The sequence below is a fragment of the Vibrio sp. 1557 genome, from assembly GCF_033340175.1.
Taxonomy (GTDB): domain Bacteria; phylum Pseudomonadota; class Gammaproteobacteria; order Enterobacterales; family Vibrionaceae; genus Vibrio; species Vibrio alginolyticus.
This window is the reverse complement of record NZ_JAWOVZ010000009.1, coordinates 83,717-102,000: the sequence shown is the minus strand read 5'-3', so window position 1 is coordinate 102,000 and position 18,284 is coordinate 83,717. Positions and strand designations below refer to the sequence as shown.

Here is an 18,284-nt window from a genome sequence, read left to right as displayed (position 1 = left end):
TTATTTCCTTTGTTCCAACCAACTTTTGAGGACTTGAATATCGTTTTGGTATTCATTTTTGATCTCTTCAACCCAGTCTGAAATGTTTTCCCACCATGCTGGCATATCGGGCGATTGCGCTTTTTGCGCCACACTTTGGATACGTTTCAGGCCAATTGAACCTGCAGCACCTTTGATTTTATGCGCTTCAGAAACAATCCCATCTTGATCTTTCGCTGTCATGTTCGAATCTAAGACATCGATATAGTCTGGCATCATATCTTCAAACATTTTTATGCTGTCGTAGACAGGTTTTGCACCAACAATGTCGACGTAAGACTCTAACATATCCATATCGAGCAAATGTGTCTCAATCACAGGAGAAGGCACTGGCTCTTCCACTGTTTCGGGACCGCTCACCACTTCCTTAGGTTGTTCTAACTGGTGAGCGAAGAATTTATCAATCACTGACTGAATAGCATTCACTGCCAGCGGCTTACTGATCGCATCATCCATGCCGTTATCTAAGTATTCACGACGATCTTTCATTACATTAGCAGTTAAGGCGACCAATGGAGGAAGATTGTTATAATGCTTGCGGTAATAATTGGCGACATCAAAGCCCGTCATATCAGGCAGTTGGATATCCAACAACGCTAAGTCGTATTTTTCTGGCACAAAGTTCACTAACGCTTCTTGGCCCGTCATTGCCACGGTGACAGAGTGCCCTAGGCTCTCTAGTAACGATTTAGCCACAGTGACGTTAAGCTCGATGTCTTCGACCATAAATATGTTGAGGCGCACATTGTCGCGTTTCGCATCAATGACTGGCTCAGCTAGTTCAACAATCGGAACGTGGATCGATACAGTAAAAGTGCTACCAAAGCCTTCCTCACTGGTAACCGTAATGTCACCATCCATCATATTGATCAGTTGCTTAGATACCGCCAAACCAATACCTGTACCGACCGCATGCAGGTTGTCCTTGCCTGATTTCACTTGGTAGTACATCGCAAAGATCTTATCTAGCTCTTCGTCTGGGATACCAATACCTGTGTCTTCCACTTCCATAATAATGGTCGCAAAATCGTCTTCGACATCCGCGCTCACTGTCATCACAACGCCACCTTCCTTGGTGAACTTCATTGCGTTGCTGACCAAGTTCCAAATCACCTGACGTAGACGGGTTGCATCCACTTCAATTGCTTTTGGCAAGTCGCTTAAACGTTCTAAGTCAAAGCGTAACCCTTTTTGTTCCGCCATCAGAGCTGAGATACTCTCAATCTCTGCGACGAAGTCTTCGAAGTTAAGTGGCGCAGGTAATAGTTCTAACTTACGGCGATCAAATTTATCCATATCGATAATATCGTTGAAGATGTTACCTAGAGTAATCGCACTCACATTGATGGTCTGCATGTGTTTACGCTGCTCTTCTGTCAACGGACTATCTAGAAGCATACGACTTAAGCCTACAATGCCATTCAGCGGCGTTCGCAGCTCATGACTGATGGTTGAGATGAAGGTAGTTTTGTCGCGGCTTGCTTTCTCTAACGACTCTTCATGGCGCTTACGTTCAGTGATATCACGACCGAACCCAACGAGACCAAGGTGGCGGCCATCTTTGCTGTAAAATGGCACTTTACGCAGCTCAAAGTAATGCTTGCGACCATCTGGGTATTCGAGCCATTGCTCGTAAGTAATTGCTTGATTATCGGCAAAAACCTTTTGGTCAGTATCAACGATATGCTCGGCGATTTCTTTGCTATACACATCCCAAGGGCTTAATCCGACTAACTGGTGCTCTTTCTTGCCCGTTAGCTCTTCCATCGCGCGGTTACAGCCAGAGAAAACACCATCCGCATTGCGGTAGTAAATTAAGTCTGGTGAGGCATCAATAAATGAACGCAGTAATGCGGTACGTTCTGCCAACTCTAATTGAGTACGTTCGCGTTGGAACACCTCATTTTCGAGGTCTTGCATCGCCTCTTCACGTGCTTCTTCCGCTTTAATACGCTCTTCAATTTCTTGGTTAAGCTTTTCAATGTTTTGTTGAAGTTGGTAATTCAGCTCTTGATCTCGCGAACGCATGTCCTTCAGTTTGGACACCAGCTTAGTTAAACGCTGGCGAGACTCTTCTAGTTGATCGACAACCACAGAGAGGAAGTAAACCGCCCAAGGGGTGATCAATAGACCAAAAAACACCGAACGGACAATGTCGATATCATCTACTCGCCCTTTGAGAGCTAAAGTAATCCCTACCTGCACCACAACAGCTAATGCCACCAGCGCAAGGGCTAGCAAAATAGAGAAGCGAACAATCCCCAGTTTGACTAGCAAGTCGACATAATACTGGGCGAGATTTTTCATGGGTTTCATTAACTACTCCATGGTGGTGGCTAGATAGCGCCATTCGATGATGAAAAACAGGTAAATGCACTCGACCTAACGCAATTTAGGTCTGTTTGATTAGTGAAAAACACACGGTGCGATCTGCGCTTGTGACACGAGATAGAAAGATAAACCAACGAGCGCACAGGCTTCTGTAAGTTTAACGTGTTTAATACGGTGATTTAAACAATCAGCTATCAACTTAGAGCAAGCGGTCACAAAGCGTTAGCAAGAACTGGGGTGGATACAGGTGCGATTACGTCCATCAGCTTTAGCTTGGTATAACGCACTGTCAGCCATAGCGATGCCCATTTCGGGTTCATCACCATGCTGAGGAATGTAAGAGACCAGACCGATACTGACGGTAAGGCGTTCAGATGCTTCTGAACTGTCGTGTTCCATATCAAGCTGTAGAATTTTCTCATGAATACGCTGCGCTACGTTGCGCGCACCTTCCGTGGTGGTATTCGGCAATATAAAACCAAACTCCTCGCCACCATAACGCGCAACACAATCCGAAGAACGATTGATGACTTGTGTAAACACGGTAGCGACACTGACTAACGCTTCATCACCTTGTTGGTGACCGTAACAGTCGTTGTAATCTTTGAAAAAGTCGATGTCACATAACATGATGGTGAGCGGCAGCTTTTCTCGAGCGTGGTGGTACCACAATACCTGCAGCTGTTCGTCAAAACGGCGTCGGTTCGATACTTGAGTTAAGCTATCCATAAAGCTCAATTTTTCTAACTCTAGGTTGGCTTTTTCCAACTTTTGTTCTGCAAGATAACGCTCAGAAATATCACGCGCCATGATCAGCACACCATTCGTTCCTGATGCTTTATCTTTAAAAGGCGATTTCACCACATCAAACCACGTACTTTTACCATCACTACTCACGACTTTATCTATGTATCGAACTGGCTCTAACTGGCGTAATGCTTCTAAGTCACTGTCTGCTAAGCGCGCGTACATCTCTTTAGGAATCACGTCTTGGAGGCGCTTACCTATCAAATCAGAAATTTTTGAAATGCCTAACGCCTTAACAAAAGGCTGATTACACGCTTGATAGACCATGTTCTCATTGAAAATACCAATAGAGTCCGGACTGGCATCCAGAATCGTTTGTAAGATAGTATCTCTTTGCGCTAGCGCCACCTCTGTATCTTTGCGACGCTCCATTTCATCTCGCAGATTCTGTTGCATCTTGTGCCATTCAGTCACGTCATGACTAATAGACAGCGTACCGATAAGCTCACCACTCGGCGAAACAAGAGAGTTTTGATTGACTTCCAATAAGCAACTTCGACCTTGTGGATCCGTTGTCCATTTACGTTCGCTTTTTCTGGTCATCTCACCCAAGGCCTTGGATGCGCAAGCTTCTTCCCTTCGCCCTTGCCAGAATTGATCAAATGCTCGATTGGTCGTTAATAGATTGCCTTGGCGGTCTTGGGTACAAATCAGCTCTGAAAGTGAGTCTAATGCCGAACGTGCGATGATTAATTGGGCAAGTTCTTGTTGCTGCTCTTGGTGAGTGGCTTGATATGGCTGAGCATAAAGAATCCAAACTCGATGATTGCGCAATAAACTCTTTCTGCCTGACAGCTCCACTTTAATAGATTCACTATCAGATAGTCGCCAGTCAAAAGCCTGCTGACGAAAATGACGACTAGAGAAGCGCTCGAGAAACTGCTCAAGCTCATGAATATCGAATAAAGCAGGATACAAATACCCCGTTCCCAAAGAGCGAATGCCTAATAACTGCATCGCAGCCTGGTTAGATAGCAAGAGCTGAGCATGGCTAGTGTCCACCACTATGACTGGATAGGGAGAATCCGTTACTAGTTGCTTAAGTGATGTCTGAAAGTGCAAATAGATCAGTGCTAACGCGCACACGCCTGCGATTAACAACAAGACGACATAGCCATAACCGCCTTGACCACCCCAAAGCCAATTGAGTAACTGATCCATCGTTTAAACCTTCAAAGAACACTGGTTAAAATATATCAGTTATTTATTGAGCGATCTGCTATTAATTCCGGTTTAGTATAGATAAAGGTATTCCCCGTAAGACTCCCTTGAGCACCATGAGCACTGAGATCTCGACCAATTTCCGTCATCGCTAGCCAACGGTTTTCACACCACAGAGGCGATAATAACGTGGGCCTCCTGGCTGCTGATGAAACGCGATGATAAATCACATCTGGTGGTGTCATACGAATCATTTCACTGGCAATCGCAACATATTCTTCCAATTCAGGAGCTTCTAATCTACCAGCTCTCCAAGCTTTCGCCATCGTACTGCCTTCCACAATATGCAGGCCATGTAACTTGATGCCATCAGTGCCCACGGCCAACACTTTTTGCAGCGTTTCAATATTATCGTCGCGGGTTTCTTTCGGTAATCCAACAATCAAATGAGTACAAACTTTGATCCCTAAGGCTCGAGCTCGCTGAGTGATCTCCGCATAACATTCAAAATCATGTCCGCGGTTGATGCGTTTGAGCGTATCGTTATTTTCAGTTTGAAGACCTAGCTCGAGCCAAATTTCATAACCTTGGTTTACATAATCTGACAGCAAATCCAATACCGAGTCAGGCACACAGTCTGGGCGAGTTCCCACACACAAACCCACAATATCAGCAGCTTTGAGCGCTTCTTCATACATATTTTTCAGTACTTGTACTTCTGCATAAGTACTGGTGTAAGCCTGAAAATACGCCAGATATTTCTTCGCTCGATGGATTTCCCCAGCACGATCTTTCAACTGTTCATGAATACTTTTGATTTGTACTTCTTCGTCAGCAAACGAAGCCACATTACAAAATGTACAACCACCTCGGCCAATCGTGCCGTCGCGGTTTGGGCAACTAAAGCCACCATGTAAAGTCAGCTTATGGACTTTTTCGCCGTAACGACGCTGAAGATCTTGGCCTAGTGTATTGACCAACTCATGTAACTGCATAGATTCTCACCAATAGTAAACCGTAATAAATCTCACTACGATTTATGTAACTAAATTACATCCCTGCAAGAAAAAACAAACAATATTACTCAATTCAAACAACGCCCAATCGGTGTGAAATCAATAAACTTGCATAAATACAGACAAAAAAGCGTCATGTTGCGTAAATGTTAAACTAAAAATGCATATTTAAACGAAAAAATTGGGTCACAGAGGCGACTTTTCATTGCAATCCGAAGTAACAAAATTGTAGGATACTTACACAACCCCGCATTTTTTGTGACTTTTATTACAGCACGCACAGCGGGAATTGTCGGTGTTATCCCACTCCCACCTATATAAATCACTAAATAGTGAGAATAAATAAAGGGATATCACCAAGGATTGTTTTTCTCGCAATACTTTTCCTGCGAGATACGGAAAGGAATCAAGACCAGTCAACCTCGACTGGTGGCGATAATAAATATAAAGGACAAGACGCATCATGTGTCACAAGGCAACTTCGGTCTGCCTCGTACCTTTGCGTCGCATTGAACTGGAAGGATGTATCTATGGTAGATAGAGAGCAAAATTCACAGGGTCTATACACTCCGGAATTGGAGCATGACGCTTGTGGTATCGGTTTTGTTGCTCACCTTAAAAACCGTAAATCTCATGAAGTTGTGACTCAAGCATTGGATATGCTGGCTCGCATGGAACACCGTGGCGGTCAAGGTTGTGACCCATGCAGCGGTGACGGTGCGGGTATTTTGTTGCAAAAACCTCATGAATTCCTATTAGAAGAGACCGTTAAACTAGGCATTAAACTGCCTTCGTTTGAAAAGTATGGCGTTGGTGTCGTTCTTTTCCCGAAAGACGAATACAAACGCGAACAATGCCGTGACATTTTAGAGCGTAATGCCAAACGCTTAGATCTCGAAGTCATCGGCTACCGCGTATTACCAACCGACAACTCCATGATTGGTGCCGACCCTCTAAGCACAGAGCCTCAATTTGAGCACGTGTTTATCTCCGGCGGTCCTGGCATCACACCTGAAGAGCTAGAACGCAAACTTTACGTACTTCGTAATTACACCGTACGCGTTTGCCTAGAAAGCGTTTCGAACATTGGTGACGACTTCTACATTAACTCAATGTCTTACAAGACATTGGTGTACAAAGGTCAGTTAACGACCGAGCAAGTGCCTCAGTACTTCCTCGACCTGCAAAACCCGACCATGGTGACCGCTCTGGCACTGGTACACTCTCGTTTCTCTACCAATACCTTCCCGAAATGGCGTCTTGCACAGCCTTTCCGTTACATCGCTCACAACGGTGAAATCAACACAGTTCGCGGTAACTTGAACTGGATGAAAGCCCGTGAAGCGATCCTAGAATCAGACCTGTTTACTCAGGCTGAAATCGACATGCTTCTTCCTATCTGTCAGGAAGGCAGCTCGGATTCATCAAACTTTGATATGGCACTTGAGCTCCTAGTTCTTTCTGGTCGTAGCCTGCCACATGCCTTAATGATGATGATCCCTGAAGCATGGCAAGAAAATAAAAACATGGATCCTAAGCGTCGCGCGTTTTACCAGTACCACGCGAACATTATGGAGCCGTGGGATGGCCCGGCATCTGTCTGTTTTACCGATGGTGTTCAAGTAGGTGCTACGCTCGACCGCAACGGTCTACGTCCTTCTCGCTACACAGTGACCAAAGATAACTTCCTAGTCATGGCCTCAGAATCTGGCGTAGTGGATATTGCACCAGAGAACGTAGAGTTCCGTGGTCGCCTGCAACCAGGTCGTATCTTCGTTGCGGATCTAGAGCAAGGTCGCATCATTTCTGATGAAGAAGTGAAAGACACCATCGCAACGGCACAACCTTACGAGAAGTGGGTAGAAGAAAACCTACTGAGCTTGAAGAAGCTGCCTGATGCGAGCAACCAGTTCAGCCAACCTAAGCCAGAACATCTTCTACACCGTCAACAAGCGTTTGGCGTAAGTACTGAAGAAGTGAACGAAATCATCGTTCCAATGGCAAATGAAGGTAAAGAACCGCTATCTGCAATGGGTGCTGACTGGCCGCTGGCCGTGCTGTCACACCAGTCGCAACATCTTTCAAACTACTTCAAGCAGTTGTTTGCGCAGGTAACCAACCCACCGATCGACCCGATCCGTGAGCGTATGGTTATGTCGCTGAATACTTACTTGGGTAAAGACCAAAACCTTCTGACTGAAACGCCACTTCACTGTCAGAAAGTGGAATTGGAATCGCCAGTTCTGGCTAACTCTGAGCTTGAGAAACTGCGTGCAATCGACAATGAGCACCTGCAAGCCAAAACGCTGGATATCGTATTTCAAGCCAGTGAAGACCAAGGCAAGCTGGAGCGCGCACTAAAACGTATCTGCCAATACGCCGAAGATGCGGTTATCGATGGTTACTCAATCATCCTTCTAACTGACCGTGCAGTGAACTCAAACCACGCAGCGATCCCAGCAATGCTGGCAGTTGGTGCAGTACATCACCATTTGATCCGTAAAGGTCTACGAGCGAAGTGTGACATCGTGGTTGAAACCGGTGACGCGCGTGAAACGCACCACTTTGCAACGCTACTTGGTTACGGTGCAAATGCGGTTAACCCTTACCTAGTGATTGAAACCATCATTGAACTTCAACGCACTAAGAAGTTGGATCCAGAAGCGAACCCTCGCGATCTGTTCAACAACTACCGTAAAGCGATCAATGGCGGTCTTCTGAAGATCTTCTCGAAGATGGGTATCTCAACCCTGCAGTCGTACCATGGTGCGCAAATCTTCGAAGCATTGGGTATCCACAAGTCAGTGGTAGACAAATACTTCACTGGTACGGTTTCTCGCATCCAAGGTTTGACTCTGGATGACATCGCGAAAGAAGTGTTGATCCGCCACCGCATCGGTTACCCACAACGCGAAATCCCAATTCAAATGCTGGATGTGGGCGGTGTTTACCAGTGGAAACAACGTGGTGAGAAACACCTATTTAACCCAGAAACCATCTCTCTACTTCAACAATCAACTCGCAACAAAGATTACGAGCAGTTCAAGCAGTATGCGAGTGTCGTCGATAAACAAGGTGATAACGCGGTAACGCTACGTAGCCAACTGGAATTCATCAAGAACCCTGCGGGCTCTATCTCTATCGATGAAGTAGAACCAATCGAAAGCATCGTAAAACGCTTTGCAACAGGCGCAATGTCGTTTGGTTCGATCTCTTATGAAGCGCACTCAACACTGGCTGTTGCGATGAACCGCTTAGGCGCGAAGTCCAACTCAGGTGAAGGTGGTGAAGACCCAATGCGCTTTGAGCGCAAAGAAAATGGTGATTGGGAACGCTCTGCAATCAAACAGGTGGCTTCTGGCCGTTTCGGTGTGACGTCTTACTACCTGACTAACGCTGAAGAACTTCAAATCAAGATGGCTCAAGGTGCGAAACCGGGTGAAGGTGGTCAGCTACCAGGTGATAAAGTGGATGACTGGATCGGTGCAACTCGTCACTCGACTCCAGGTGTAGGCCTGATTTCTCCACCGCCACACCACGATATCTACTCAATCGAAGATTTGGCTCAGCTGATCTACGATTTGAAAAACGCCAACCGCGCTGGTCGTGTAAACGTGAAACTGGTATCGGAAGCGGGCGTAGGTACGATCGCTTCTGGTGTTGCGAAAGCGAAAGCGGACGTTGTGCTTATCGCAGGTTTCGATGGCGGTACGGGTGCGTCACCAATGTCTTCAATCCGTCATACTGGTCTTCCTTGGGAACTGGGCTTGGCAGAAACCCACCAAACGCTACTGAAGAACGGCCTACGTAATCGTATCGTTGTTCAAGCAGATGGTCAGATGAAGACACCTCGTGACCTTGCAGTCGCAACACTACTAGGCGCAGAAGAATGGGGCGTGGCAACCGCAGCCTTGGTGGTTGAAGGTTGTATCATGATGCGTAAGTGTCATAAGAACACCTGTCCTGTTGGTATCGCGACTCAAAACAAGACACTTCGCGAGCGCTTTGATGGCCGCGTAGAAGACGTCGTAACCTTCTTCCAATACATGGCACAAGGTCTGCGTGAAATCATGGCTGAACTTGGCTTCCGCACTATCGATGAGATGGTCGGTCAAGGTCAGAAACTGAAGATTCGCCAAGACGTTTCTCACTGGAAATACAAGAACCTAGATCTGTCTCCTGTTCTTCACGTTGAGCAACCACGTGAAGCTGATGGTGTATTCAACCAAGCTCAACAGAACCACAACCTAGAAGAAGTGCTAGACCGTAAGCTGATTCAAGCAGCGATTCCTGCACTAGAGAAAGGCGAAGCGGTGAATGCCGAGTTCCCTATCGTCAACACGGACCGCTCTGCAGGTACCATGTTGTCGAACGAAATCTCGAAAGTGTACAAAGATGCAGGTCTACCTCAGCCAATGAACGTGAAGTTCAAAGGTTCTGCAGGTCAGTCATTCGGCGCATTCCTAGCTAAGGGCGTGAAGTTCGAAGTGGAAGGCGACGCGAACGACTACTGGGGTAAAGGCTTATCCGGCGGTACTTTAGTACTTTATCCAGATGCGAAATCAAGCATTGTCGCGGAAGACAACATCGTGGTTGGTAACGTGTGCTTCTACGGTGCAACTTCGGGTGAGTCTTTCATTCGTGGTATGGCTGGTGAACGTTTCTGTGTTCGTAACTCAGGCGCGAAAGTAGTAGTAGAAGGCGTCGGTGACCACGGTTGTGAATACATGACTGGCGGTGCAGCCATCATCCTTGGGTCAACAGGTCGTAACTTTGCCGCAGGTATGAGTGGTGGCGTGGCTTACATATGGGATAAATCAGGTGACTTTGAGTCAAAACTGAACCCAGAGTTAGTAGACCTAGATCCAATCGAGCAAGAAGACAGAGATCTATTACTCGACATGCTAACTAAGCATGTTCAATTCACAGGAAGTGAAGTCGCTCAGTCTTTCCTAGACAACTTTGAAGCAAGCCTAGCCTCTATGGTTAAGGTAATGCCGCGTGACTACAAAGCGGTTCTTCAAAAGCGTAAAGCTGAAGCACAGTCTCAAGGAAACGAAACTCAAGTGGAGGCCGTATAATGGGTAAGCCTACTGGATTTTTAGAGCATGGTCGTGAACTACCACAGAAGATCGACCCAGCTGAACGCATCAAGAACAACAAAGAGTTCGTTCTGAACGAGGAGTTTGGTGACAAGATCAATACTCAGGCTTCTCGTTGTATGGATTGTGGTGTGCCGTTTTGTCATAACGGCTGCCCTATCGGTAACATCATCCCAGAGTTTAACGATGCGGTTTATCGTGATAGCTGGGAAGAAGCTTGGAACATTCTAAGCTCAACCAATAACTTCCCAGAGTTCACTGGTCGTGTTTGCCCTGCTCCGTGTGAAAGTGCTTGTGTACTTGGCATCAACCAAGATCCAATCACTATCTGTAATATCGAGAAAACCATCGTAGAAACGGCGTATCGTGAAGGGTACGCCAAACCAAAAACACCACGCTCTCGCACTGGCAAAACCGTTGCGATCATTGGTTCAGGTCCTGCTGGCCTTGCGGCAGCAGAGCAGCTAAACAGCGCTGGTCATACTGTGACGGTATTCGAGCGAGACGAGAAAGTGGGCGGTCTGCTACGTTTTGGTATCCCAGACTTTAAACTGAGCATGGAAGTCATTGATCGCAAGATCAATCTAATGGCAGAAGCTGGCATTGAGTTTAAAGTAAACCAACACGTCGGTGTTGATGTAAATGCTCAACAATTGCGTCAAGAGTTCGATGTGGTTCTACTAACCGGTGGCTCAACGGTTCCACGTGATTTGCCCGTTCCGGGTCGTGAACTAAAAGGCGTTCACTTCGCGATGGAATTCCTAGGTCAAAATAACCGCCGTGCCAACGACATGGATCTTAAGGGTGAAGAACTTCACGCCGCGGGTAAACACGTTGTCGTTATCGGTGGTGGTGATACGGGTTCTGACTGTGTAGGTACATCAAACCGCCACGGTGCAGCAAGCATCACTCAGGTTGAAATCATGCCGATTCCACCAGAGAAACGTCCTGCCAATATGCCATGGCCACAGTACCCGATGATCCTACGTACTTCGACGTCTCATGAAGAAGGCGTTGATCGTCACTGGAATATCCTAACCAAAGAGTTCATCGGCAATGACAAAGGTGAAGTTACCGGTCTTCGTTTAGCTGATATCGTTTGGCAAGATGCGAAACCAGGCGAGCGTCCAAGCTTCAAAGAAGTAGAAGGCAGCGAGCGTGTGATTCCATGTGATATGGCATTTCTAGCGATGGGATTCCTACACCCTGAACCAACAGGCGTACTTGCTCAACTGGATATCGCACTAGACGATCGCGGTAACGTAGCAACTCAAGATTTTGCTACTAACCAAGAAGGCGTATTTGCTGCTGGTGATATGCGAACAGGCCAATCTTTGGTGGTTCGTTGTATCAATGAAGGCCGCGAATGTGCCCGTGCTATCGATGATTACCTAATGGGTGGCACAAACCTAGAAGCAAAAGCAGATTCACTGATGCTTTCTGCTTAACGAAGCAGTCATGCTTCTCTCTTTCAATTGCCTAATAGCCATCAGCAATATCGATGGCTATCGGTGAAGAAAGAAAACAATTCCTTCCAATCTTTCTATTTTGACCAGCATTTTATGCTGGTCTTTTTTATCTCCCACAGAATCAAATGTTACTTTTTTGTAACAATCAATTTTCTATCTATTTGAAATTATTAAACTATTTTAGCTTATTAAATGGTAAATCGTATATTCACGTGATGATCCACTAATAACTTGACCTTTTTTACAATAAGCTATAGCTTGTGAAGTTGATGAAAATAAAACACTCAAAAAATGTTAAATATTTCACAACTTTTACTGAATAATTATACATAAAGCTATAAAGATGACGCATAGTTAGTCATCGATATCAACGTAAGCAGTGTTGATATATCTGTCGGGATGACGGATAAGCAAAGGGAGAATTGCAATGGCTCTTTATGATCCAAGTCTTGAGAAAGACAACTGTGGATTTGGCTTGATCGCGCATATGGAAGGCGAACAAAGCCACAAGCTGGTACGTACAGCAATTTCTGCACTTGACCGCATGACTCACCGTGGTGGTATCGCCGCCGATGGTAAAACTGGTGATGGTTGTGGTCTTCTATTACAAAAGCCCGATTCCTATTTACGTCTTATTGCCGAAGAAAATGGTTTCAACCTTGGCAAGCAATACGCCGTAGGGATGATTTTCTTCAACCAAGATCCAGTCAAAGCTCAACTCGCTAAAGACATCGTCAACAAAGAACTGGCGCAAGAGACGCTAACTGTGGCTGGTTGGCGTGAAGTACCAACTAATTCAGAAGTACTCGGTCCAATTGCGGCCAACTCGCTTCCAAATATTCAGCAAGTCTTTGTCTCTGCACCGGCAGGTTGGCGCGAACGCGACATTGAACGTCGTCTCTACATCGCACGCCGTCGCATCGAGAAACAAATCACCGAAGATCCGGATTTCTACATCTGTAGCTTATCGACTCAAGTTTTGGTGTACAAAGGCCTATGCATGCCTGCGGACTTACCGCGCTTTTATCTTGATCTTGCCGATCTACGTATGGAATCTGCTATCTGTCTGTTCCACCAGCGTTTTTCTACCAACACTCAACCGCGTTGGCCATTAGCTCAACCGTTCCGCTACCTTGCTCATAATGGTGAGATCAATACCATTGAAGGTAACCGACAATGGGCACGCGCTCGTGCTTACAAGTTCTCGTCACCACTGCTGCCTGACCTACAAACTGCAGCACCGTTTGTGAACGAGACAGGCTCAGACTCGTCTAGCCTAGATAATATGCTAGATCTCTTTTTAGCTGGCGGCATGGATATCTTCCGTGCCATGCGTATGCTTGTGCCGCCAGCATGGCAAAACCACCCTGACATGGATCCGGATTTGCGTGCGTTTTACGATTTCAACTCCAAACACATGGAACCATGGGATGGCCCAGCAGGTATCGTACTGTCCGATGGTCGTTATGCTGCTTGTAACCTAGACCGAAACGGTCTACGTCCTGCGCGTTATGTAATTACCAAAGACAAGTTGATCACTCTGGCGTCTGAGGTAGGGATTTGGAATTACGCCCCAGATGAAGTTGCCAAAAAAGGTCGTGTAGGTCCGGGGGAATTGCTCGTCATCGACACTCGTAAAGGTAAGCTTTGGCAATCTAGCGAGATCGATAATGACCTGAAATCTCGTCACCCTTATCGCGAATGGATGGAGAACAACGTTCGCAAACTAACACCGTTCTCTCAGCTGCCTGAAGATCAAGTAGGTGAGCGCAGCTTTGATGAAGACTTGCTTAAGACTTATCAAAAGCAGTTTGCTATGAGCAATGAAGAAGTCGATCAAGTATTGCGTGTCCTCGGTGATATGGGGCAAGAAGCCGTCGGTTCGATGGGTGATGACACCCCGATGGCGGTTCTTTCTTCGAAAGAGCGCTTGGTGACTGATTACTTCCGTCAGAAGTTCGCGCAGGTCACCAACCCACCAATCGATCCACTGCGTGAGAAACACGTCATGTCGCTGGCGACCAGCATCGGTCAGGAAATGAATGTCTTCTGTGAAACCGATGGCCACGCGCATCGTGTAACCTTTGATTCTCCAGTACTGCTCTATTCTGACATGCAGCAACTACTAGAGCTGAGTGACGATCATTACCGTAATACCATTCTCGATATCAACTACGACCCACAACAAAAAGATCTTAAACAAGCCATTAATGATCTGTGTGAGCAAGCAGAGCAAGTCGTTCGTGAAGGCACGGTTTTAGTGGTTCTTTCGGACAGAGCCTTGGTCAAAGGTAAGTTACCAATTCCGGCAGCAATGGCAGTCGGCGCCGTTCAAACTCGTCTGATTGACGCGAACTTACGTTGCGATGCCAACATTGTTGTCGAAACCGCAACAGCCCGTGATCCACACCAATTTGCCGTCTTACTTGGTTTTGGTGCCACTGCGGTTTACCCATACCTTGCTTATGAAGCGTTAGGTAAACTGATTGATGATAAAGCACTAGAGAAAGACTACCGCGATGTGATGCAAAACTACCAATACGGCATCAACAAAGGCCTGTACAAGATCATGTCGAAAATGGGGATCTCAACCATCGCCTCTTACCGCTGCTCACAACTGTTTGAAGCAGTTGGCTTGAGCCAAAATGTGGTCGATCTGTGTTTTAAAGGCGTCACAACTCGAATTGAAGGCGCGAATTTTGACGACTTCCAGCAAGATCTTACAAACTTATCTCGTAAAGCATGGGCGAAACGCAAATCGATTGATCATGGCGGCTTGTTAAAGTACGTCCATGGAGGTGAGTATCATGCTTACAACCCGGATGTCGTCGGCACGCTGCAACAGGCCGTTAAATCTGGCGAAAGTAACGACTATCAGAGCTTTGCTAAGCAGGTAAACCAACGCCCTGTTGCCATGCTGCGTGACTTAATGTCGCTGAAAAAATCAGACTCACCGCTGCCACTTGAGCAAATAGAACCACGCACTGAACTGTTCAAACGCTTTGACTCAGCGGCAATGTCCATTGGCGCACTTAGCCCAGAAGCGCATGAAGCACTTGCAACGGCGATGAACCGTCTTGGTGGTTACTCTAACTCGGGTGAAGGCGGTGAAGATCCTCGCCGTTTCGGTACTGAGCGTAACTCACGTATCAAACAGATTGCTTCTGGCCGATTTGGTGTAACGCCGCATTACCTGACTAATGCGGATGTACTGCAAATCAAGGTGGCACAAGGTGCGAAACCGGGTGAAGGTGGACAGCTACCAGGACACAAAGTCACCGCAGAAATCGCAAAACTGCGTTATTCGGTACAAGGCGTGACTCTGATCTCCCCTCCTCCGCATCACGATATCTATTCGATTGAAGATTTGGCCCAGCTGATCTTCGACCTTAAACAAGTCAACCCGAATGCGCTGGTTTCGGTAAAACTCGTCTCCGAGCCAGGTGTCGGCACCATCGCAACGGGTGTAGCCAAGGCTTACGCTGATCTTATTACCATTTCGGGTTACGACGGTGGTACCGCAGCAAGCCCATTAACTTCGGTAAAATACGCTGGTAGCCCTTGGGAGTTGGGGTTGGCAGAGACACAACAAGCTCTGGTTGCTAATGGTCTGCGTCATAAGATCCGCCTACAGGTAGACGGTGGTCTAAAGACTGGTTTAGACGTAGTTAAAGCCGCAATTTTAGGTGCAGAAAGCTTCGGTTTTGGTACTGCGCCAATGGTCGCTATGGGTTGTAAGTTCCTACGAATTTGTCACCTCAACAACTGTGCAACTGGGGTTGCGACTCAAGACGAGACACTGCGTAAAGAATACTTCAAAGGTCTACCAGAAATGGTGATGAATTACTTCATCGGCCTGGCAGACGAAGTGCGCGGATTACTCGCCGAACTTGGCGTTGAAAAGCTGACGGACTTGATTGGTCGTACCGATTTACTTGAGGCAGTAGAGGGATTTACAGCGAAACAGACCAAGCTGGATCTATCCAATATTCTAGAAGCTCCAGTATCACCTGAGGGCCATCCGCTATTTTGGACAGAGCCAAACAAACCGTTTGATAAAGCTGAGCTCAACCAAAAGATCGTTGATGATGCCATGCATGCGGTCGAAAACAGTCAATCGGCAAGTTTCTTCTACAATGTCATCAACACTGATCGTTCTGTTGGTGCACGCTTATCTGGCGAAATAGCAAAACGCTATGGCAACCAAGGGTTGGCGGCTTCCCCTATCAAAATCTATCTTGACGGCACCGCAGGCCAGTCCTTTGGTGTTTGGAACGCAGGTGGTGTAGAGCTTTACCTCACGGGCGATGCGAACGACTACGTGGGCAAAGGCATGGCGGGTGGTAAAGTGGTTATCAAACCTCACCTTGGCACTGCATTTAAGTGTAATGAAGCAACCATCATTGGTAACACCTGTCTGTACGGCGCGACCGGCGGTAAACTATTTGCAGCCGGTAAAGCAGGTGAGCGTTTCGGCGTACGAAACTCAGGTACGATAGCCGTCATTGAAGGTGCTGGCGATAACGCTTGTGAGTACATGACTGGCGGTATTGTTGCCATTCTTGGTGCGACAGGTGTGAACTTTGGCGCGGGTATGACTGGAGGCTTTGCCTATGTTCTGGATGAGAACCAAAGCTTTGAAGGTCGAGTTAATACTGAGTCTGTCGAAGCCATCTCATTGTCCGATCTTTACATCCACCAAGAACATTTGCGTGGCCTAATTGCGGAACACCTTGAAGAAACAGGGTCGAGTCATGCTGAAAATATTTTGGCGAACTTTGATGAATGGATTCCAAAGTTCTATTTGGTGAAACCACAAGCGGCAGATCTTCGCACGCTACTTGGTCACCAGAGCCGCAGTGCCGCAGAGCTGCGTGTTCAAGCACAGTAATCATGGAGGATGTTTGAATCATGAGCCAGAACGTTTATCAATTTATCGATGTGCAGCGTGTAGATCCTGCGAAAAAGCCTATCAAAGTTCGTAAGATCGAGTTCGTTGAAATCTATGAACCGTTCACTAAACAACAGGCGACTGCACAAGCGGATCGCTGCTTAGATTGTGGCAACCCATATTGTGAATGGAAATGCCCAGTCCACAACTACATCCCTCAATGGTTAAAACTTGCCAATGAAGGTCGTATTCTTGAAGCGGTTGAACTATCGCATCAAACCAACAGCCTACCGGAAGTATGTGGGCGCGTTTGTCCTCAAGACCGCCTATGTGAAGGTTCATGCACGCTTAATGATGACTTTGGTGCCGTCACCATCGGTAACATAGAAAAGTACATTACCGACAAAGCGTTTGAAATGGGCTGGAAGCCAGATATGTCCAAGGTGGAGTGGACCGATAAAAAGGTCGCAATCATTGGAGCAGGCCCAGCTGGCTTGGCTGCCGCGGATATCCTAGTGCGCAATGGCGTTAAGCCAGTCGTGTTTGACCGCTACCCTGAAATTGGAGGCCTTCTGACCTTCGGTATTCCTTCCTTCAAGCTTGAAAAAGGCGTGATGGAAAACCGCCGCCGTGTGTTCACTGAAATGGGCGTCGAGTTCCGCATGAACATGGAAGTAGGCAAAGATGTCCAAATGCAAGAACTGCTTGATGAATACGATGCTGTTTTCTTGGGCGTTGGCACCTATAAATACATGCGTGCAGGTCTAGATAATGAAGATGCGCCGGGTGTGTATGACGCGCTGCCATTTTTAGTTTCGAACACCTACAAAGTCATGGATCTTGAGAGTAACCAACCCTTTATCGATATGGCAGGAAAGAAAGTCGTCGTACTGGGTGGTGGTGATACAGCAATGGACTGCGTTCGTACCTCAATTCGCCAAGGTGCCTCCAATGTAGTTTGTGCTTATCGTCGTGATGAGGCCAACATGCCGGGCTCTCGTCGCGAGGTAAAAAACGCAAAGGAAGAAGGCGTGAAGTTCATGTTCAACCTTCAGCCTTTGGGAGTTGAAGTGGATGCGTCAGGCAAAGTCTCGGGGGTCAAAGTGGTGAAAACCGCACTTGGTGAACCTGATGAAGCGGGTCGCCGACGCCCAGAGCCCGTTGAAGGCAGCGAGCACGTTCTACCAGCAGACGTTGTTATCATGGCGTTTGGTTTCCAGCCGCACAAAATGGACTGGTTAGCACCGTTTGATGTCGATTTGGATCAATGGGGTCGTATCAAAGCCCCTGCGAAGCAAGAGTTCCAATTCCAGACCAGCAATGAAAAGATCTTCGCGGGCGGCGATGCGGTACGAGGTTCTGATCTTGTCGTAACCGCAATTGATGAAGGACGAAAAGCGGCAGAAGGCATTCTCGATTACCTCGAAGTTTAATCTCAGCTAACCTCACAAAAAGGGTCCTGTTATTG

7 protein-coding genes are annotated in these 18,284 nt (G+C 46.9%); 4 read left to right on the top strand and 3 right to left on the bottom strand.

Annotated elements, in window-relative coordinates; all coding sequences use genetic code 11:
* The 3 genes from arcB to R7070_RS12980 all read right to left on the bottom strand — a co-directional run bounded on the left by arcB (window position 1) and on the right by R7070_RS12980 (window position 5,333).
* Window positions 1-2,355 (bottom strand): aerobic respiration two-component sensor histidine kinase ArcB, encoded by a 2,355-nt coding sequence (gene arcB, locus R7070_RS12990; protein ID WP_005381826.1) that lies wholly within the window; start codon window positions 2,353-2,355, stop codon window positions 1-3.
* 237 nt (window positions 2,356-2,592) lie between these two features.
* A complete protein-coding gene (locus R7070_RS12985; RefSeq protein ID WP_025768422.1) occupies window positions 2,593-4,338 on the bottom strand; it encodes a GGDEF domain-containing protein in 1,746 nt (581 codons plus the stop codon).
* 35 nt (window positions 4,339-4,373) lie between these two features.
* Window positions 4,374-5,333 (bottom strand): TIGR01212 family radical SAM protein, encoded by a 960-nt coding sequence (locus tag R7070_RS12980; protein WP_256900285.1) that lies wholly within the window; start codon window positions 5,331-5,333, stop codon window positions 4,374-4,376.
* Between the two features lie 551 nt (window positions 5,334-5,884).
* On the opposite strand from R7070_RS12980, the gene gltB (R7070_RS12975) reads away from it, so the two are divergent.
* The 4 genes from gltB (R7070_RS12975) to R7070_RS12960 all read left to right on the top strand — a co-directional run bounded on the left by gltB (R7070_RS12975) (window position 5,885) and on the right by R7070_RS12960 (window position 18,249).
* Window positions 5,885-10,435, top strand: a complete 4,551-nt coding sequence (gene gltB / locus R7070_RS12975; protein ID WP_256900286.1) for a glutamate synthase large subunit — start codon at window positions 5,885-5,887, stop codon at window positions 10,433-10,435.
* Complete coding sequence (locus R7070_RS12970) at window positions 10,435-11,904, top strand: glutamate synthase subunit beta (protein ID WP_104975856.1); 1,470 nt, start codon at window positions 10,435-10,437, stop codon at window positions 11,902-11,904. Before gltB (R7070_RS12975) ends, R7070_RS12970 begins: the two co-directional genes overlap by 1 nt.
* 448 nt (window positions 11,905-12,352) lie before the next feature.
* Window positions 12,353-16,816, top strand: coding sequence for a glutamate synthase large subunit (gene gltB, locus R7070_RS12965; RefSeq protein WP_053306880.1), 4,464 nt, complete (start codon window positions 12,353-12,355; stop codon window positions 16,814-16,816).
* A gap of 20 nt (window positions 16,817-16,836) precedes the next feature.
* Window positions 16,837-18,249 (top strand): FAD-dependent oxidoreductase, encoded by a 1,413-nt coding sequence (locus R7070_RS12960; RefSeq protein ID WP_005381833.1) that lies wholly within the window; start codon window positions 16,837-16,839, stop codon window positions 18,247-18,249.
* Window positions 18,250-18,284 lie beyond the last annotated feature (35 nt).

Excerpts from the sequence above, each read along its gene's own strand:
- gltB (WP_256900286.1), top strand. The coding sequence starts at position 5,885 with ATGGTAGATAGAGAGCAAAATTCACAGGGTCTATACACTCCGGAATTG.
- arcB (WP_005381826.1), bottom strand. The coding sequence starts at position 2,355 with ATGAAACCCATGAAAAATCTCGCCCAGTATTATGTCGACTTGCTAGTC.
- gltB (WP_053306880.1), top strand. The coding sequence starts at position 12,353 with ATGGCTCTTTATGATCCAAGTCTTGAGAAAGACAACTGTGGATTTGGC.
- R7070_RS12985 (WP_025768422.1), bottom strand. The coding sequence starts at position 4,338 with ATGGATCAGTTACTCAATTGGCTTTGGGGTGGTCAAGGCGGTTATGGC.
- R7070_RS12980 (WP_256900285.1), bottom strand. The coding sequence starts at position 5,333 with ATGCAGTTACATGAGTTGGTCAATACACTAGGCCAAGATCTTCAGCGT.
- R7070_RS12960 (WP_005381833.1), top strand. The coding sequence starts at position 16,837 with ATGAGCCAGAACGTTTATCAATTTATCGATGTGCAGCGTGTAGATCCT.
- R7070_RS12970 (WP_104975856.1), top strand. The coding sequence starts at position 10,435 with ATGGGTAAGCCTACTGGATTTTTAGAGCATGGTCGTGAACTACCACAG.